We start from the raw sequence: 18637 nt of genomic DNA, 5'->3' as shown, positions 1-18637 counted from the left end.
CAATGTGATTAAAAAAATGAAATGCTATAAGAAAAGTTGAGGGAATCAACTGTTTTTATGTGTTATCTATCCCAAAAATGAGTAGAATGTAGCACCTTTTCTCGTTTTCGAAACGCGATAGGTTGCCAAGGTTTCACAGAGTCTAATCTCTCCACCTTTCTTGATAACATTTCGATTATATGAAAGAACAAATCTTTTGCAAAGCTATATCATTTTTTTCACAATAAGAAATTGTCATTGAAAAAATTAATATAAATGAAATTTCATAGTTTTTATTTTTTTCTACCTTCGCATCATGTTATATTAAAAAATAATGGTTATGAATGCTGAAAAACAACGATTACAAGATATAAATTACAGAACTTGGGGACCTTATGTAAGCAATAGACAGTGGGGAAACGTAAGAGAAGATTATTCCTTTGATGGAAATACTTGGGGAGCTACTGGTCATGATGATGCAGAAAGCAGAACTTACAGGTGGGCAGAAGAAGGAATCGCGGGAATTTCTGATGACAAGCAATGTTTGTGCTTCGCTTTTTCTTTTTGGAACAAGAAAGATAAAATGGTTAAAGAGCGTTTCTTTGGATTGAGCAACCATCAAGGAAATCATGGTGAAGACATTAAAGAAATTTTCTATTATTTAGACAATACGCCTACTCATTCTTACATGAAAATGGTGTACAAATATCCGCAAAATGCCTTTCCTTACGAAGATTTAATCAAGACAAATGCAGAACGAAGCAATAAGGAAACAGAATATGAAATTATAGATACGGGAATTTTTGACCAAAATGAATATTTTGATATTTTTATAGAATATGCCAAAATTCACCATGATGATATTTTAATCAGAGTTACCGTCACCAACCGAAATACAGAAAAAGCACCTTTGGTGATTTTGCCCACACTTTGGTACAGAAATAATTGGAGTTGGGGTTATAATTCTTATAAACCTAATTTTACAACGCGCCATCGTGGTCAAATAGAAATAGAACATGAGAGTTTGGGAATGAAAAAACTTTATTCTCGTGACAAATCCGTGAAAATTCTTTTCTGTGAAAATGAAACCAATACCGAAAAATTATTCGGAAAAAAATCTGAAAATAAATACTTTAAAGATGGAATTAACCATCATATCGTTCATCATAAAAACACGGTAAATCCTAAAAAGTTCGGAACTAAAGCTGCTTTTGTAATCGATACGGAATTAGAAGGTGGAGAAACTAAAACTTTTGATTTCAGAATGTCTCCTCATAAAATGGAGAACGCTTTTTTTGATTTTGATGAGGTTTTTGAAGTAAGAAAAAAAGAATCTGATGAATTTTATGACGAAATTCAAAAAGATTTTAACTGCGAAGATGAAAAAAATGTGCAGCGACAAGCTTTTGCAGGATTGCTTTGGAATAAACAATTTTATCATTATAAAGTTGGAAAATGGTTAAATGGAGACCCAAATTTCCCTGTGGAAAGGAATTTTGAGCATCATGTAAGAAATGTAGAATGGAAACACATGAATTGCAAGGACATTATTTCTATGCCAGATAAATGGGAATATCCGTGGTTTGCAACGTGGGATTTAGCCTTTCACTGTGTGAGTTTTAGTATTTTAGACCCAGATTTTGCCAAAAATCAATTGCAGTTATTGACCAAAGAATGGTACATGCATCCTAACGGTCAGCTTCCAGCGTATGAATGGGATTTTTCAGATGTCAATCCGCCAGTTCACGCATGGAGCACTTTTAGAGTTTTTAAAATCGATGAAAAAATCAATGGAAAACCAGATATTCATTTCTTAGAAAGCGTTTTTCAGAAATTGTTGCTCAATTTTACGTGGTGGGTAAACCGAAAAGATAAGAATGGGAAAAATGTTTTTGGAGGAGGATTTCTTGGATTGGATAACATTGGTGCTTTTGACCGAAATATGCAGTTCAAAAACGGGGAATACCTAGAACAAGCTGATGGAACTTCTTGGATGGCGATGTTTGCCCTGAATATGATGAGAATTTCTATGGAATTGGCATTGTATAATCCAGTTTATGAAGATATGGCGATTAAATTTTTCGAGCATTATCTCTACATTGCAGAAGCCATGGAAAATCTTGGCGAAGGAAAAAATGGACTTTGGAACGAAGAAGACGGATTTTTCTATGACGTTTTACAACTTAACGACGGAACGGGAATTTCTTTAAAATTAAGAAGTATTGTAGGTCTCATTCCAATGTTTGCAGTAGAAGTGATAGAACACGAAATGCTTCAAAAACTGCCTAATTTTACCGAAAGAATGGACTGGATTCTAAAAAATAAACCCGAACTAGCCAAATTGGTTTCGCATTGGGATGTAGAAGGAAAAGGCAGAAAACATCTCATGAGTATTTTAAGAAAAACGAGATTGACCAAAATTCTGAATAGAATGTTAGACGAAAAAGAATTTTTAAGTGAATTTGGAATTCGTTCAATGTCAAAAGTCTATGAAAAAAATCCGTTTCAGTTAGAAATTAATGGCATCAATCACGTTGTGCATTATACGCCTGCCGAAAGTGATAGCCGTATGTTCGGCGGAAACAGCAATTGGAGAGGCCCGATTTGGTTCCCGATTAATTTTTTAATTGTAGAAAGTCTTCAGCGATTTTATTTTTATTACGACGAGAGTTTGAAAGTAGAGCTTCCTACGGGAAGTGGGAATTATCAGAATCTAAATTATGTAGCAGATCATTTGAGTCAAAGATTGTGCAATATTTTCTTACCAGACAAAGACGGAAATCTTGCTTTTAATGGGAATATAGATAAATTAAACCATGATGAACATTTCAAAAATTACGTGATGTTCTACGAATATTTTCATGGAGACAATGGTCGTGGAGTAGGCGCTTCTCACCAAACTGGCTGGACTTCTACCGTTGCCAAATTAATACACCCTAAATTGAAAAATTAATCCTTTAAAATTTTCAAGCTAATACTACAATTCAAGCAGTTTTTGTATGAACATAAATGTTTATGATGATACAAAAACGCTTGGGTTTCTAATGCTGAACTAAATTTTACGTTCAGTTTTTTCCATGAAGAGATGATAGAATTTTTTTCAGGGCTTAAATTTTTGTAAAATTCTAAAACTTGGTCAGTTTTTTCGGGATTTATATTTTTAAAATACGTGTAAATAATAGGCAAAACTGCATTGATGAGAAGAATTTCTATAAAATCGTCAGACAATTTTTTCTCTATTTTTTCTTCGGAAGTTTTTTCGAACGTGTAGTGATTTTGCCAAAATTCTGAAGTTTTTACTTTTTCGAAAAGTGATTTTAATTCTTGAATATTTTTAGCCTTTAAAATTTTAGAAAATAAATTGGGTTGAAGATGATACAGCATCGCCAACTGAGAAAGCCGAATCGTAGGAAAAGAAGGTGGCATTAACCGCATAAATTTTACTGGAAAAGTTTGTCCTGAAATTTTAAATTTAGTTTTCAGAAATTCAAATTCTCTCTTCCATTTTTGATTTGTTTCGGTTTCTTTTTCTAATAAATTTCCTTTCCCAAAAAGTAAACTTTCTAACTGAAATTGATTTTGAGAAATCTTCTGAATGATTTTGAAATCAATGTTTTCTGCAATATTTTGATAAATTTCTGCATTTACTTTTAGACCAAAACTATACGCTACTTTTTGAAATAAGACGGCTTCGTAATTGTTCTTTGATTGAGCTAAAAGTTGCTCAATTTCTATAGATTTTTCGTCTAGTTTTTTGAGTAAAGTCTCTTCTGAAAAAAGAAATGGAACTTTAGAAGCATCAAAGATGCTTTCACACGGAATGAACTGATATTGATTTTCTAAAGTTTGATATTTTGCAAGAATTTCCTCATTAATATACGCTTTCAGCTCTAAAGTAGGAATTCCGGCTTCTTTCAGTTCAGAAACATCTTTGTCATTAAAATAAACAACATGCAGAATAACCGATTGATAATCTTTTTGAAGGTCATGATTGTGAAAATACCAATCCGAAGATTTCACATGAATTTCTATGTTTCCTGCTAAAACGATGTTTTTCGTTTTAATTTTTGCCAAAGAAAAATCTGGTCCTGAATTGGTGTTCAAAGTTCCAAAATCTAGAATTTCGATTGGGTTTCCATTGGTATCTTTGAAGTCAAATTTGGAAAAGACCTTATACTTCCAAAGATATTGGAGTAAATTTTCGTTCATGGTTGGTTAGTTTTTTAGTTTTATTTCCCGCAGATTTACTTTTTGTAGAATCTACGAGAATGATTGTTAAGCCATTTTATGAAATTCTTCTAGCGTTTCTTCATACATTTTTTCATAAATCGGAAGAATATTAACTAAGTCAAATTCTAATGCTCTTGCTTTGGTTTTTTTCTTAATTTCTGCGAGAAGTTTATCGTCTGAAAGCAATTTTATCGCATAACTTGCCATAGCTTCTACATTTCCTACTTCTGCTAAAAATCCGGTTTCTCCCTGAATGTTTACCTCTGGTATTCCACCTGCATTACTCGAAATTACTGGCGTTTCTGCTGCCATTGCTTCTAATGCTGCCAAACCGAAACTTTCTTGTTCTGAAGGCAATAAAAACACGTCTGCAAACTTCAGAATTTGATATAAATTATCTACTTTTCCTAGGAGTTTAATTTTATTGATGAGGTGCGGATTTTCATTGATAAATTCATTGATGACTTCTACATCTGGACCGTCTCCCAAAATCAATAATTTAGATTTTACCGATTTTTCAACTTTGTTGAAAATTTCTAAAACGTCTTTAATTCTCTTCACAGGACGAAGATTGGAAACGTGAATTAGAATTTTTTCATCTTCATTGGCGAAATGATTTCTTTGGCAAGTTTTTAAATCTTCAAATTCTGTATTGTCGATGAAATTGGTGATGACTTCAATCTCTTTGGTGATTTTAAAAAATTTCAAAGTATCACTTTTCAAACTTTCAGAAACCGTAGTAATTTTATCTGATTGGTTGATGGAAAATTCTACTGCATGTTTGTAACTCGGGTGTTGACCAACCAAAGTGATGTCTGTTCCGTGAAGTGTTGTAACTAACGGAATATCAGCTTTTTCTTCTTTTAGCATTTGCTTGGCGAAAAAAGCAGCATAAGCATAAGGAATGGCGTAATGCGCGTGCAAAATATCTAATTTGTACAATTTCACCACTTGATAAATCGTGGAAGAAAGTGCAATATCAAACGGTTGATGTTTGAATAAAGGATAGGTTTGTACATTTACTTTGTGGAAGAAAATGTTTGGGTCTGTCATGTCTAATCTTGCAGGCAATTCTGAAGAAATAAAGTGCACTTCATAACCTTTTTTGGCAAGAGACATTCCGAGTTCTGTGGCTACGATTCCGCTACCACCGTATGTTGGATAACAAAGGATTCCTATTTTCATTTTATTTTTTGTGAAACGAAGTTTTCCGTTTCTGTTTTAAATTTATTATATTTTTTTAACCACAAAAGGAACAAAAGCAATATAAATATTTGAGTTAATAAAAAGTAAAAAAAGGATCGGTTTTTCTTTTTTTACTTTTGTAATACTTGTTTTCAATCATTTCTTTTGATGCTTTTACGGTTAAATTTTTTTTATTTCTCAATTCCACTTCCTGCTTTCAAATTTTCATTGACAATCACTGGTAACTTTCCAGAAATTTTTGTTTTTCCTAAAAGCGCTTTTGCGGTTAAATTTTTTTTATTTCTCAATTCCGCTTCCTGCTTTTAAATTTTCATTAACAATCACTGGTAACTTTCCAGAAATTTTTGTTTTTCCTAAAACCGCTTTTGCAGACGCTTTCATAGACAAATCATTGTTTTCATAACTTACCAAAACCGTAGAAATTTTAGTGATATCAATATCTTTCAAAGCGTAAGGCGAACCAAAAACATCTAAAATCACATTTTGTTTTTTGCTTAATTCTGCTAAAATGTCTTTACTTTCCTGTGAAATTTTGTACGGTTTGTAAGCCGTAGAATTGTCTTTGTGAAAACCAACAATCACCGTAGAATTTTCAGGAATTTGAGCAATTTCATTTTTTGAAATGATTTTTACTGTAGTTCCTAAATTTAAATTTTCTACAAAATTCTGAAACGGCGCTTCTTCCAAAGGAAGATAATAATAGATTTCGCTGCAACTTAAAGGCAAAAGATTTTTCTCGTCTTTCAACAAAGTTATTGCGTTGGAATATAATTTTTCTGAAAGTTCGGCGTGAGAAGCGTTGTTTAAATCTTCATTAATATTTTCAGAATTTATGGATTTTAAATTTTGAAGTCCTAATAAATATTTGGTTCTCAAAATTTTCTTTACACTTTCCGCGAGGCGGTTTTCAGAAATTTCACCTTTTTCTAAAGCTGATTTTATCAAAGCTTTTCCGTTTGGAACGTCTTGGGAAAAAAGCATAATGTCATTTCCCGCTTTGAAAGCCCTCAAATCTAATTCACCTGCAGGAAATTTCTTCGCTACTGCATTCATATTCAAAGCATCAGTAATAATTAAACCATTGTATTGATAAGATTTTTTGAGCAAATTCGTAATCAATTCATAAGAAACAGAAGCAGGAATTCCCGATTGTTTTTCTAAAGTTGGAACATATAAATGCGCCACCATAACTCCGCCAATTTTTTTATCCAAAAGTGCTTTGAAAGGAGCTAATTCTACAGAATTGAGTCGCTCCAAATTGTGCGAAACCACTGGTAAATCTAAATGAGAATCTGTATCTGTATCGCCATGACCAGGGAAATGTTTCATAGAAGCGAGAACGCCATTGTCTTGCAAACCTTGTGCATAAGCCAAACCTTTCGCAATCACATTATTGATGTCTGAACCGAAACTTCTGTTGCCAATAATAGGATTTGCAGGATTGGTATTCACATCTACAACTGGCGCGAAATCCCAATAAATGCTCATTCTTTTACAATCTTCTGCAATTTTAGAGGTCATTTCATAGATGAGAGAATTGTCTTGAATAGCGCCCAAAGTCATAGCCCAAGGAAATTTATGTGCGGCTGGAAATCTTTGGAACAATCCCCATTCTCCATCAATGCCAATCATCATTTTTACTCTAGATTTCCCTTGAAATTCATTCAGTAATTGGATGTGTTTTTCGGCGTTGTCTTGCATGAGAATCAATCCACCAATTTTTTCTTTTTCTACCAAATTTCTAATTTTCTGAACTTCTTCTTCTCCACGATTATTGTACAAAGCTACAATGTATAATTGCCCGATTTTTTCGTCTAAAGACAATTGTTGATACAGAGAATCAGCATATTTTTCGGCTTTTTGCTCTAAATTTTTCGGAGCGTTTTTGGGGAAATATTGAGCCGAAAGATTCGCGAAAATTAAAATGAATAAATAAGTGAATATATTTTTGATGAATTTCATAAAAGCAATGTTATCCAACAAAAATACAAACATATTTTTGTGATTGCTATAGAAATAATGTATTTCTAAAATTTTAAATCATTAAAAGTTAAGAATTAGCTTAGAATTAAGCCTTTTTTGAATCAATTATCTGTGATTTCGTTTCAAGAATTCTACCATTTTGGGAATAGAATTTTGTGGAAATTCGTGTCCTGCATTTCGGTCTTCTATGATAATTTCTTTGTTTTCAGAAGTTTGATAAATTGTAATTTCGCCTTCTGTTTGTGCTGTATTTTCATTGGCTTCAAAAAATTTTAGATATTGCTTGGAAGAAAATTTATGAATTTTATAAGGCACAATTTTATCATTTTTTCCAAAACTTATCCAAACGGATTTTTGTGGTGCATATTTTAGCCAATTTCCACCAGGACCAGCAACAGTAACGAATGCGGCAAATTTTTCTGGTCGCATTTTCCATAAAACATTTACAAATCTAGAACCATTAGAATGACCAACTGCATAAATTCTATCGAAATCAAGGTTGTAATTTTTAGAAATTTGAGAAAAAACTTCATCAAAAAACTTTACATCTCGGTTTTGTAATTCGTCTGGATTCATTTGCCAACCGTTATATTTTCCTTCTTTGTCTACAATAGAATTGGTAACTCCGGGAATTCCTTGCATATAAATGACTAACGCTTCGGGGAAATTTTGATGAAAATTAAGATTTCTACTGACGTGTTTCGCATTTCCACCATGACCGTGAAAAACAAAAACCACTGGAATTTTTTCTGAATTTATTTTGGGCTCAAAAAAAAGTGCTTTTCTTTCTACGCCATTAATTTGATAAAATTTTTCAGTTTGAGCGAATAGTTTTATGCTGAAAATCAATAAGAAAACGATGATTGTGTTTTTCATTTTAAAAGCTTTGATTCTTTGATGAAAATTAAACAATAAAGTTAAAAATTTATTTTGGCACGCAACTTGGAATGTAAAAACCATTAACCAACAAATAATTACTGATATGAAAAAATATTTTACTTTAATGGTTCTTACGATTTTCGGAGGATTATTGATGTTGAGCTGCGAAATGAATGAAGTAGTAGATAGAGATATTCAAGATAATGATACATATCCTATGATGAAGGATGTAACGGGAACTTTTAGTTCTACTAATAATTATGCTTTGGATCAAGCGATTGATATTCCTTCTTCTGATGTAGTTTTGGTGTATAGGAATATCAATTCTAACAGCTCAGCAAGTGCAATTTGGCAACTTTTACCTAAAACTTTTTACTTGAGCGATAACAGAGAATTAGATTACAACTTTATTTTTGATACAAAAAGAGTTCAAGTAAGAACAGAAGCTAATTTTGACCAATCTACCATGACGAGTACAGAAAGAGCGACTTATCTCAACAATCAAACGTTTAGAATTGTATTGGTTCCAGCTTCTAGAGCAAATAGAACTGCTGCTCAAGTAAATTACGAGGATTATAATGCAGTAGTGAAATATTTTAACTTAAAAGAACCTAAATAATCACTAAATCATTCAAAACCATCCATATATTAATTTTTCACAAAAAAGAAATCCTAGCAAAATGAATTGCTGGGATTTTTTGTTGGGTAATAAAAATCAGATTTTTTTCCCATAAAAAGTTCTTACCTTTGTTGTCCTTTTAAAATTAAAATTATGAGTGTTCACATCAGTGCCAAAAAAGGCGAAATTGCAAAAACGGTATTGCAGCCAGGAGATCCTTTAAGAGCTAAATACATAGCAGATAATTTTCTAGAAGATGTAAAATTGGTAAGCAAGACCAGAAATATTTTTTATTTTACAGGTTTGTATAAAGGAAAAGAAATTTCTGTAGGAGCGAGTGGAATGGGAGTGCCAAGTATTGGGATTTATTCTTACGAATTATTTACAGAATATGATGTAGATACCATTATCAGAATTGGGACTTGTGGTGGTTATACTACAGATCTTAATGTTTTTGACCTTATTAATGTAGATGGAGCTGCAAGTGAATCTACTTATGCTAAATTTGCTTGGGAAATGGATGAAGAAATCATGTATCACCAAGGAAAAGCTTTTGACGTAATTAATGAAACGGCTAAAGAATTAGCGCTTGAAACTAAAGCGGCAAATATTCACACCAGTGATGTTTTCTACAGAAAAACACCAGGAATTCCTGCCATTGCAGAGAAATATAATTGTCCAGCAGTAGAAATGGAAGCTTTCGCACTTTTTGCTAATGCAAAACATTTAGGGAAAAATGCAGCAACGATTTTGACAGTTTCAGATATTATTCCAACAGGTGAAGAAATTTCTGCTGACCAAAGAGAAACTGCTCTTAGAACCATGATGACTCTGGCTCTAGAAAGTGGAATTAAACTTTAAATAATTTCAAATAGATACTAAAAAAACGCTTCGAAATTCTCGAAGCGTTTTTTATTATTCTGTTTCGTCATCTAGAAGATGTCCGAAATATTCTTTTTTAGTTTTCAGATATTCTTTGCTGTTTTCATTGGCTTCCATCTGAAGTGGAATTCTTTTGTTGAGATGAATTTCGCTGTTTTCTACGAATTTAATTTTATCAGGATTATTCGTCAAAAGATTGATTTCTTTTACGTCTAATAATTTTAAAATTTCAATCGCTACATTAAAATCTCTATCATCTGCAGGAAGACCTAATTGAAGATTCGCTTGAACGGTATCTAATCCTTTTTCTTGTAATGCGTAAGCTTTAAGCTTATTGATAATGCCAATGTTTCTACCTTCTTGACGAAGATAAACGATGATGCCTCCGTTTTCTTGAATGTATTTCATGGCTGCATCTAACTGCTGACCGCATTCACATTTTTTAGAATGGAAAACTTCTCCAGTAATACATTCTGAGTGAAAACGAACATTGAGAGGTTTAGAAAAATCTGTGTTTTCTGCAACCAAAGCAATATGAGGCATCCAGTCTTTTTCACTATCCGAAAAAGCCATTACTCTAAAGTTTCCAAAATCGGTAGGAACTAATGATTCTGCCTGTAATGTTATCATCTAATTTTTTATGTAAAGATAAGATTTACTTAGATTCTGTACTATCGAAAGAATCTATAAGACTAATGTTTGTTTTGATTTTAGCCAAATATCTATTCAGTAATTCTAAATCGTCTTTTGGAAGACTTGTTTTTAAGGTCTGAATAGTTTTATAAGAATTGGTATAGTTGTTATAAGCCTTAGTTTGCTCCGCTTTGTTATTCTGTTTGATAGAATAAATGTAATCAGAAATATGCAGTTTCATTTTATAAATTTCTGCATTGAGTTTTTGATTTTTAAAAACTGGAAATTCTGTAAGCGTATTGGTGATTTCTGAGAGATAATTCACCCTTTCCATAGATTTATACGTCTGTTCAGAAAAACTAGTCTGGGTAGAATAACTCGAAAAACTATTAGACAAAGGAGATAAATTTACTTTTTCTACCGAGCACGAAGTCAATAGAAGCAAGGCGAAAAGTAAATTTATTGTATTTCTCATTTTTATGAATTAGATTTTTGATAAAGGATAGGGTTAAGACTTTCGTCATTATACATCTTCATTTGTTTGTATACCTTCATCTTAACATCGCCGTTTTCTATATCTAAAAGTAATTGATCAATCGCTTGGCTTAAATCTTCTTTCTGTTCTAGAAGTACATTGAGTTTTTCTGTACACTTTGCTCTATGTTCTTCTGTAGCAGATTCTCTAGTAGCTTCTTGGTTCATGTGATACACTTTCAAAACAAGAATCGAAAATCTATCAATTGCCCAAGCTACCGTTTCTGTATTGATTTTAGCGTCTGATTTAGGCGTGATATTTTGATATTTTTGAAAAAAATAACTGTCAATATATTCCACCAAATCAGTTCTTTTTTGGTTAGAAGCATCAATTGTTCTCTTCAATTGTAGTGCTTCTACCGGATCAATATTTTCGTCTCTAATGATATCTTCTAAATGCCATTGTACGGTATCTATCCAATTCTTAGTATACAAAAGATGTTCCAAACTGCCATTTTCGAATGGATTATTGATAGGAAAGTCTACATTATCATGTAAATGATAATCTTCAACAGATTTGTTGAAGATATTCCAAGCGTGTGCGGTAAAAGACATGTTAAGAAGGGTTTTGAGATTTATCTTCTGGTTTTTTTTCGTCTTCTTTTACAGCGTCTTTAAATTCTTTAATTCCGCTACCAACTCCTCTCATTAATTCAGGGATTTTCTTACCTCCGAAAAGTAATAAAAGTACTACAGCAACAATTAGCATATGTTGCCAAGAAAGTGATAGTATAATAATTGGTGAAATCATTTTTGAAAATTTTTACAAATGTAAGGATTTTTTAATACGAAACCCAATCTAATGGATTAACTGGATTGGCTCCATTCCAAATTTGAAAATCGAGGGCAAAATTCCCATCAAAATCTGTTCCTATACTTCCAATGGTGGTTCCTGCAGAGACTTGTTGGTTCTTGGCAACGTTTACATTATCCAAGTTTCCATAGATACTGAAGTAGTCTCCATGTTTAACCAATACAGTTTTTGCGCCTCCACTTACCAAAATGTTGCTCACAACACCTGGGAATACACATCTTGCTCTCGTTCCGTTTGGAACTACCACTTTTATTCCGTTATTTTCAATAGTAATTCCTTTGAAAACTGGGTGCGGTTGTCTACCAAATCTTTCGGTTACTTGACCAGAAGGAACAGGGAAAGACATTTTTCCTTTATTTGCTGCGAAGTTACTTCCTGCGGTAATTGCTCCCACTCCGAAGTCTTTCATTTTTTTCTCTTCTACAGCTGCTTTTTCTTTGTCTGTTTTATCTGCCAATGCTTTTGATGCGTTTCTCGCTTCATCAGCTTTTGCTTTAGCTGCATTTGCTTTTTCTTCAGACTCTTTTTTCTCTTTTTCTGCTTTTGCTATTTTTTCTGCATCATTCTTTTCTTTGGCAACTCTTTCTGCTTCTGCTTTTTCACGGGCAAGTTTTGTGGCTTTTCTTTCCTCTTCTTCCGCTTTTTTCTTCGCAAGAGCAAGAGCATCAGCTTTCGCTTTATTCTCAGCGTCTATTTTTGCTTTTTCTTTTTCCGCGGCAATTTTTGCTAGTCTTATTCTTTCTGCTTCTGCTTTTTTATCTGCTTCTGCTTTAGCATTAGCTGCTTTTATCTCTTCATTGATGAGATTTCTGATGGCATTTTCTACCTTTTTATTTTCTGCTTGCTTGGTTCTAAGTTCTGCAACCAGTTTGGCCTCGTTTTTCTTAAATTCTTCTAGAAGTACTTCTTTTTGTTTTCTTTCTACTTGAATTACAGCGAGTTCTTGTTTTTGTTTATTAAGAAGGTTTTCCTTTTCTTTTACAGATTTTTGCTTTAAACCGATGGATTTTTTGATTTGAGTAGCTTTTTGATTAATCTCAGCTGCTTTTTTATCTTGATATTCTCCGTATTGCTTGATGTATTGAACTCTTCTCAATGCTTCCCCTAAATCTCTAGAAGAAAGAATGAAAGTAACTTTGTTTTGAACACCTTTGTTTTTATATGCTTTTACAAGAATATCAGCATATTCTTTACGAAGAACTTTCAGTTCACGGTTAAATTTATTGATTTCTAACTGACGGAGGTAGATGTCATCTTCTATGAATCTTTTCTCTTTCTGAGTGTTATTATAAACTCTTTCTCGGAGCGCAATTTTTTTATTGACATCATTAAGGTAAGCAAGAGATAATTTTGCTTCTCCTCTCGCTTTTGCAAGAGTAGCATTAATGGCAGCAATTTGTTTTTTTAGCTCTGAATTTTGTTTTTGCAGTTGTTCTTTTCTTCCTTGTTGAGAAAAGAAAATGCTAAAGGCTAGTAATCCTAATAATAAACTCAGTTTCTTATGCATCATTTAATTTCTGTCTTTGTATAATTAGTAGGAATGGAAAAAGGAGTTTCCATCTTCAAAAATTCAAATTTCGTATTTTCTATTAAAATTTGGTCTGTTTTCTGTGCTTTTATAATTATTTTAACACTTTTTGGGAGTTTTTGTGAACCGAAAATTTCATAATCATTATAGCTCACTTCTAGGCTATTGTTGTTCTTAATATCTTGTAAAAAAACCTTTTTCAAAGCCAATTCAGGAGAATATTCTAGTGAAGTTTTGTATTCACTGGTTTTGCCATTTACGGTGATAATTTGGTTTTTAGCAGAATTCAGCAAATAACCGTTTTCATTTTGTGAAAATGTATAATCTTTTTCGTTTACTGGAATAAAGGTTTTACCCAAAAGTAAATTTTGTAAAGCACTGTAATCTATGAAATTAACTTTCAAAAGATTATTGATATAGTCAAAATTAGAATCAATATACGTCTTATTTATCTTTTCGTAGGCTTTGATTCCGGCAGGTGTAATATTGGCTCTTGCTTGAGAGATAAAAAGGAATGAGAAATTAGCCCAAATTTTTTGGTCATTTTCTATGTAAAATGTTCCATCAATAGTTGGGATAAATCTGTCTGTCTCCGCATTTACTTTGCTAGTGATTTTTAAACTCTCAAAAGCATCTTTTTTAGTAATTGTTTCGAAAAAAGCTTTATTAGAACTTACATTTTCTGCAGGAGCTGGATTTTGTTCTACGGTTTTTCTAGCTTTACAAGATAATAAAGCTAATGATGAAATAAGGATAAGTATATAATTTTTCATATTCTATGATTGTAAATGTTACTTGTGGAAGAACATTACAATTTTAACGCCAAACCACACAAAATGTTTTGTGTGGTTTGGTTAATTTATTGATTTATAGTATATTAATCATTTCCTTTTGATAAAAAATCTAGCACCGAATAATCTCCTAAGGAAATTTCTCTAGAAACGCCAAAGTACTGTGCGTGACTTCCAATCATAGAGTTGCTTAAATTACCATGATTAATCACTGTTTTCTCTTGAATCAAAGAATTTTCGATATTAGAATTTTCTACGCAAGTTCCGTTTCCTAAAGAGACATAAGGCCCAATTTTAGAATTTTTAATTTTTACATTTTCCCCGATAAAACATGGCGGAATGATAAGGCTGTTTTCTATTTCTGCAGATGCTGGGAAATTTGCAAATTCTTCTTTTTCGTATTGAAGAATTTTACCATTGGTTTCTACGGTTGCATTTTTATTTCCACAATCCATCCAATCATCTACTTTCCCTAGAGAGAATTTAGCTCCTTTTTGACGAAGATTTTCAAGAGCGGTAGTTAACTGATATTCACCACCTTGTTTTATATCATTCTCCATGATATAATTAATTTCATTCATTAGATTCTCTGCAGATTTGAAATAATAAATTCCAATAATAGCCAAGTCTGAAACGAAAGTTTGTGGTTTTTCTACAAAATCTGTGATGAAACCATAATCATCTAATTTTACAACACCAAAAGCAGATGGATCAGCTACTTTTTTTACCCAAATTACCCCATCAGAATTGGTGTCTAATTTAAAATCAGCACGGAAAAGGGTATCCGCAAATGCTACTACCACGTCTCCTTGCATTGATTGTTCTGCACATTTTATAGCGTGAGCTGTTCCTAGAGGTTCGTCTTGCGTATAAACGCTTCCTTTTGCTCCTAGTTTTTCTGCAATTTCTATCAAAGATTGTTCTACTTCTGGCCCGAAATCTCCTATGATAAAGGCGATTTCATCTATATTTTCGCCAGCTACTTTTGCTATATCTTCTACTAATCTTTGTACAATGGGTTTTCCTGCAATAGGAATTAATGGTTTAGGAACGGTAAGTGTATGTGGTCTTAATCTAGAACCACGTCCTGCCATTGGAACTATAATTTTCATAGTTTAATTTGGTTTAAAATTATTTGTGTTTTTAATTGTTATTTTTTTGCGACTCCTGAACTGCCAAAACCACCTTCTCCGCGTTCTGTTTCTTCTAAAGTGTCTACTTCTTCCCAAGTTGCGGTTTCGTGTTTAGCAATCACCATTTGAGCGATTCTATCGCCGTCATTGATGGTAAATTCTTCGGTCGATAAATTTACTAAAATTACTCCAATTTCCCCACGATAATCTGCATCTATTGTTCCTGGAGTATTCAGAACCGTAATTCCTTTTTTTAGAGCAATGCCACTTCTAGGTCTTACTTGTGCTTCGTAACCTTCTGGTAATGAAATGAATAATCCTGTGCTGATTAATCTTCTTTCTAAAGATTTCAGCGTGATGGGTTCAGAAGTATTAGCATATAAATCCATTCCTGCAGAAAGTGCAGTTTGGTATTTTGGTAATGCGTGTTTTGATTTGTTGATTACTTTTATGGTCATCTTTTTAAAATTCTTTTGATAATGGCTTGTTCCTTAAAGGCTACAAAACCTATGAATAATGCTAAAAATAAGTTTCCTACTATATAATTAGTTCTAAAATAGTAAAACGAAATCATAGAAAGTGAAACCGAAATGACGAGATAAAGGATTACTTTTCCAGTGTTATAAGGAATAGGATATTTTATTCTTCCCCAAATGTAGGAAATTACCATCATACTCGTAAACGTTACTAATGCAGCAGTCGCACTTGCCCAATATCCATATTCTGGAATAAAAAGAACGTTAATAAGGACGGTAATTGCTGCTCCGATGATAGAAATATATAAACCAACTCTAGTTTGGTCTGAAAGTTTGTACCAAATAGAAAGGTTAAGGTAAATCCCTAAAAATAAAGCACCTAACATCACCATCGGAATGATTTCTATTCCTTCATAATAAAGCGGATTTCTCAAATATTTTTCAGAAATCCATTGAAGATTTACCATCAATCCCATGTAAATCAAGCAATTACAAATTACAAAAACGTCCATTAAAACTGCATAGGTTTTATGATTGTTTTTATCTTTGAAACTGCTGAAAAAATAGGGCTCAATGCCTAATTGATAGGCTTGTCTAAAGACTGTAATAAACGTTGCGATTTTGTAAACAGCGCCATAAACTCCAATCTGATGGCGCGCTTCTTTATCTGGAAGTAAATATTTAAGAAATTGTCTGTCAAGGGTTTGATTTACAATTCCAGCCAAACCGGCAATCATTACTGGCCAAGAATAATTCATAATTCTTTTCCAAAGTTGAAAATCAAATTTTTTGATGCTGAAATTCACAAATTCTTTGCCTACAATCGCTAAAGTGACAATACTCTGAACCAAATTAGCAATAAAAACGTAACCTACCCCAATTTCTGGATTGTATTTTAACCCAAGAATTCCCTCTGGAAATTTAGGCAACCATTTGATGAAAAATACCACTAGAAAAAAGTAAACCAATGAACCGATTACTTTAGAAAGCATATATTGAATTGGCCTTCCTTCGAGTCTTAAAACAGCCGAAGGAATAGTGGAAAACGCATCAAAAGATAAAATGAATAAGAAAATGACCAAAAAATTGACTTGGTCAGGCGTTTCGAAAGCATTTGCTAATTCTTGTCTGAAAACATATCCTAAAATCAAGTAAATGAACCCAACCGAAAGAATGCTAAGTGCAGTAGTAGAGATTAAGGTTTTTTTGTCAATATCATCTTCTTGCGCAAATCGAAAAAACGAAGTTTCCATTCCGTGCGTTAAAAAAACCGTAATAACTCCAGCAATAGAGTACCAATCTACAAATGGTGAAGATGCAGCTGGCCCAAATGCTCTTGTAACGATAGGAGCGATAAGAAAAGGAAAAATCCTTACTAATACTGAACTTAAACCATAAATGGCGGTCTGTCCGAATAGTTTTTTATACAATTTTTTAGCGTTTTTAGAATGCAAAAGTAAAGATAAGATTTGAGATTTAATATTTTGGATTTTACAATTTTTAGAAATCAATTTATTGAAGTGTTAATTGGGTATTAAAAACCCAAATTTCTTTGGCTTTCCTCAAAAGTTAAATTAAATTTGTAAAAATCTAAAAGTAAAATGAAAACCCTAATCAAAAACGCACAAATCGTAAACGAAGGAAAGATTTTTAAATCTGATGTATTGATTGAAGATGATTTGATTGCGAAAATTTCATCAACTATTTCCGAAGAAAATGTAGATAAAATTATTGACGCCGAAAATTCTTTTCTTATTCCGGGTGTGATAGACGATCAAGTGCATTTTCGTGAGCCTGGTTTAACGCATAAAGGCGATATAGAAAGCGAATCAAAAGCCGCAATTGCAGGTGGAATTACCAGTTTTATAGAACAACCGAACACCGTTCCCAATGCTGTAACACAAGAACTTTTAGAAGAAAAATACAAAATTGCTTCTGAGAAATCTTATGCCAATTATTCCTTTTCGATGGGTGGAACCAATGATAATTTAGAAGAAGTTCTAAAAACCAATCCAAGAAATGTAGCGGCCATCAAACTTTTTTTAGGTTCTTCTACAGGGAATATGTTGGTAGATAATCCCGAAATTTTGGAAGAGATTTTTTCTCACGTGAAAATGCCGATTTGTGTGCATTGTGAAGACGAAACAACCATCAGAAAAAATACAGAAATCTATAAAGAACAATACGGAGAAGATATTCCTGTGAAATTTCATCACTTAATTAGAAGTGAAGAAGCGTGTTATCTTTCAAGTTCAAAAGCAATAGAACTCGCCAAAAAAACTGGAGCGAGATTGCATGTTTATCATCTTTCTACTGCAAAAGAAATGGAGCTTTTCCGAAATGACATTCCGTTAAAGGACAAAAAAATCACCGCTGAAGTTTGTGTGCATCACCTTCATTTTACCAACGAAGATTATGAAACCAAAGGTTCTCTTATCAAATGGAATCCTGCTGTAAAAACAGAAACGGATAAAAATGGACTTTGGGAAGCACTTTTAGATGATAGAATAGATGTGATTGCAACTGATCATGCTCCGCATACTTTGGAAGAAAAATCTAACAAATATTTGAGCTGTCCTTCTGGAGCACCTTTGGTTCAATATTCTTTACCTGTAATGTTTGAATATTTCAAAAAAGGCAAGATTTCTTTAGAAAAAATAGTTGAAAAAATGTGTCATAATCCTGCTATTTTATTCGAAATTGAAAAAAGAGGTTATGTAAAAGAAGGGTACAAAGCAGATTTAGTTCTCATTAATCCAAATGCAGAAACTACAGTTTCTAAGGAAAATATCCTTTCAAAATGTGGTTGGAGTCCGCTAGAAAACGAGACGTTTCATTCAGAAATTACACATACTTTCGTGAATGGTTTTCTTGCTTTCGAAAATGGTAAAGTTTCTCCTGAAAAACACGGAGAAAGATTGCTTTTTGAACGCTAAAATCATTCCTTTTC

General features: G+C 32.7%; 17 protein-coding genes and 1 riboswitch. Of the genes, 4 read left to right on the top strand and 13 right to left on the bottom strand.

What is annotated here, in order from left to right:
* Positions 1–59 precede the first annotated feature (59 nt).
* Positions 60–170, bottom strand: a riboswitch (SAM riboswitch).
* Between the two features lie 149 nt (positions 171–319).
* The gene (locus C3729_RS10860) at positions 320–2932 is read left to right on the top strand and encodes an MGH1-like glycoside hydrolase domain-containing protein (RefSeq protein ID WP_104794225.1); all 2613 of its coding nucleotides are present in this window, start codon (positions 320–322) and stop codon (positions 2930–2932) included.
* Here the strand turns inward: C3729_RS10860 and C3729_RS10855 are convergent.
* The 4 genes from C3729_RS10855 to C3729_RS10840 form a co-directional block, all read right to left on the bottom strand.
* A complete protein-coding gene (locus C3729_RS10855) occupies positions 2929–4188 on the bottom strand; it encodes a DUF2851 family protein (protein WP_104794167.1) in 1260 nt (419 codons plus the stop codon). The two genes, C3729_RS10860 and C3729_RS10855, sit on opposite strands and share 4 nt — an antisense overlap.
* Positions 4189–4254: 66 nt before the next feature.
* Positions 4255–5394 (bottom strand): N-acetyl-alpha-D-glucosaminyl L-malate synthase BshA, encoded by a 1140-nt coding sequence (gene bshA, locus C3729_RS10850; RefSeq protein ID WP_104794166.1) that lies wholly within the window; start codon positions 5392–5394, stop codon positions 4255–4257.
* Positions 5395–5691: 297 nt separating this feature from the next.
* Positions 5692–7377 carry a glycoside hydrolase family 3 protein gene (locus C3729_RS10845; RefSeq protein WP_104794165.1) on the bottom strand — a complete coding sequence of 562 codons (1686 nt, stop codon included), beginning with the start codon at positions 7375–7377 and terminating at the stop codon, positions 5692–5694.
* 126 nt (positions 7378–7503) lie between these two features.
* Entirely contained in the window at positions 7504–8274 is a 771-nt protein-coding gene (locus C3729_RS10840) for an alpha/beta hydrolase family esterase (protein ID WP_165785767.1), read from the bottom strand.
* A 106-nt stretch (positions 8275–8380) separates the two neighbouring features.
* Here C3729_RS10840 and C3729_RS10835 point away from each other — a divergent pair, with 106 nt between their 5' ends.
* Entirely contained in the window at positions 8381–8896 is a 516-nt protein-coding gene (locus C3729_RS10835) for a hypothetical protein (RefSeq protein WP_133159977.1), read from the top strand.
* 153 nt (positions 8897–9049) lie between these two features.
* Positions 9050–9757: a purine-nucleoside phosphorylase gene (gene deoD, locus C3729_RS10830; RefSeq protein ID WP_104794162.1), complete on the top strand. Its 708-nt coding sequence runs from the start codon at positions 9050–9052 to the stop codon at positions 9755–9757.
* Positions 9758–9811: 54 nt separating this feature from the next.
* Here deoD and ribA read toward each other — a convergent pair whose 3' ends face one another.
* The 9 genes from ribA to C3729_RS10785 form a co-directional block, all read right to left on the bottom strand.
* The gene (gene ribA, locus C3729_RS10825) at positions 9812–10408 is read right to left on the bottom strand and encodes a GTP cyclohydrolase II (RefSeq protein ID WP_104794161.1); all 597 of its coding nucleotides are present in this window, start codon (positions 10406–10408) and stop codon (positions 9812–9814) included.
* Between the two features lie 25 nt (positions 10409–10433).
* Positions 10434–10886, bottom strand: coding sequence for a hypothetical protein (locus C3729_RS10820; RefSeq protein WP_133159976.1), 453 nt, complete (start codon positions 10884–10886; stop codon positions 10434–10436).
* Positions 10887–10888: 2 nt separating this feature from the next.
* Positions 10889–11500: a DUF4254 domain-containing protein gene (locus C3729_RS10815; RefSeq protein WP_104794159.1), complete on the bottom strand. Its 612-nt coding sequence runs from the start codon at positions 11498–11500 to the stop codon at positions 10889–10891.
* Between the two features lies 1 nt (position 11501).
* Positions 11502–11696: a twin-arginine translocase TatA/TatE family subunit gene (locus C3729_RS10810; protein WP_104794158.1), complete on the bottom strand. Its 195-nt coding sequence runs from the start codon at positions 11694–11696 to the stop codon at positions 11502–11504.
* Between the two features lie 31 nt (positions 11697–11727).
* Positions 11728–13269: a murein hydrolase activator EnvC family protein gene (locus C3729_RS10805; protein WP_104794157.1), complete on the bottom strand. Its 1542-nt coding sequence runs from the start codon at positions 13267–13269 to the stop codon at positions 11728–11730.
* Complete coding sequence (locus tag C3729_RS10800) at positions 13266–14060, bottom strand: DUF4292 domain-containing protein (RefSeq protein WP_104794156.1); 795 nt, start codon at positions 14058–14060, stop codon at positions 13266–13268. The genes C3729_RS10805 and C3729_RS10800 overlap by 4 nt, the downstream gene beginning before the upstream one ends.
* 104 nt (positions 14061–14164) lie before the next feature.
* The gene (locus C3729_RS10795; protein WP_104794155.1) at positions 14165–15190 is read right to left on the bottom strand and encodes a sugar phosphate nucleotidyltransferase; all 1026 of its coding nucleotides are present in this window, start codon (positions 15188–15190) and stop codon (positions 14165–14167) included.
* Between the two features lie 38 nt (positions 15191–15228).
* The gene (gene dut, locus C3729_RS10790; RefSeq protein ID WP_104794154.1) at positions 15229–15669 is read right to left on the bottom strand and encodes a dUTP diphosphatase; all 441 of its coding nucleotides are present in this window, start codon (positions 15667–15669) and stop codon (positions 15229–15231) included.
* Entirely contained in the window at positions 15666–17117 is a 1452-nt protein-coding gene (locus C3729_RS10785; RefSeq protein WP_104794224.1) for a lipopolysaccharide biosynthesis protein, read from the bottom strand. The genes dut and C3729_RS10785 overlap by 4 nt, the downstream gene beginning before the upstream one ends.
* 171 nt (positions 17118–17288) lie before the next feature.
* Between C3729_RS10785 and C3729_RS10780 the strand changes: the two genes are divergently transcribed.
* Positions 17289–18623 (top strand): dihydroorotase, encoded by a 1335-nt coding sequence (locus tag C3729_RS10780; RefSeq protein WP_104794153.1) that lies wholly within the window; start codon positions 17289–17291, stop codon positions 18621–18623.
* Positions 18624–18637: the final 14 nt, after the last annotated feature.

Origin of the sequence: Cloacibacterium normanense (assembly GCF_002943105.1) — a bacterium.
In the GTDB taxonomy this organism is placed as follows: domain Bacteria; phylum Bacteroidota; class Bacteroidia; order Flavobacteriales; family Weeksellaceae; genus Cloacibacterium.
Note: the sequence above shows the minus strand (reverse complement) of the source record. Positions and strands in the feature narration are given on the sequence as shown.

Bases quoted from the DNA above. Each gene is read 5' to 3' on its own strand.
- dut (WP_104794154.1), bottom strand. From the start codon at position 15,669: ATGACCATAAAAGTAATCAACAAATCAAAACACGCATTACCAAAATAC.
- C3729_RS10780 (WP_104794153.1), top strand. From the start codon at position 17,289: ATGAAAACCCTAATCAAAAACGCACAAATCGTAAACGAAGGAAAGATT.
- C3729_RS10795 (WP_104794155.1), bottom strand. From the start codon at position 15,190: ATGAAAATTATAGTTCCAATGGCAGGACGTGGTTCTAGATTAAGACCA.
- C3729_RS10845 (WP_104794165.1), bottom strand. From the start codon at position 7,377: ATGAAATTCATCAAAAATATATTCACTTATTTATTCATTTTAATTTTC.
- deoD (WP_104794162.1), top strand. From the start codon at position 9,050: ATGAGTGTTCACATCAGTGCCAAAAAAGGCGAAATTGCAAAAACGGTA.
- C3729_RS10860 (WP_104794225.1), top strand. From the start codon at position 320: ATGAATGCTGAAAAACAACGATTACAAGATATAAATTACAGAACTTGG.
- C3729_RS10800 (WP_104794156.1), bottom strand. From the start codon at position 14,060: ATGAAAAATTATATACTTATCCTTATTTCATCATTAGCTTTATTATCT.
- C3729_RS10805 (WP_104794157.1), bottom strand. From the start codon at position 13,269: ATGATGCATAAGAAACTGAGTTTATTATTAGGATTACTAGCCTTTAGC.
- C3729_RS10815 (WP_104794159.1), bottom strand. From the start codon at position 11,500: ATGTCTTTTACCGCACACGCTTGGAATATCTTCAACAAATCTGTTGAA.
- bshA (WP_104794166.1), bottom strand. From the start codon at position 5,394: ATGAAAATAGGAATCCTTTGTTATCCAACATACGGTGGTAGCGGAATC.
- ribA (WP_104794161.1), bottom strand. From the start codon at position 10,408: ATGATAACATTACAGGCAGAATCATTAGTTCCTACCGATTTTGGAAAC.
- C3729_RS10835 (WP_133159977.1), top strand. From the start codon at position 8,381: ATGAAAAAATATTTTACTTTAATGGTTCTTACGATTTTCGGAGGATTA.
- C3729_RS10855 (WP_104794167.1), bottom strand. From the start codon at position 4,188: ATGAACGAAAATTTACTCCAATATCTTTGGAAGTATAAGGTCTTTTCC.
- C3729_RS10810 (WP_104794158.1), bottom strand. From the start codon at position 11,696: ATGATTTCACCAATTATTATACTATCACTTTCTTGGCAACATATGCTA.
- C3729_RS10840 (WP_165785767.1), bottom strand. From the start codon at position 8,274: ATGAAAAACACAATCATCGTTTTCTTATTGATTTTCAGCATAAAACTA.
- C3729_RS10820 (WP_133159976.1), bottom strand. From the start codon at position 10,886: ATGAGAAATACAATAAATTTACTTTTCGCCTTGCTTCTATTGACTTCG.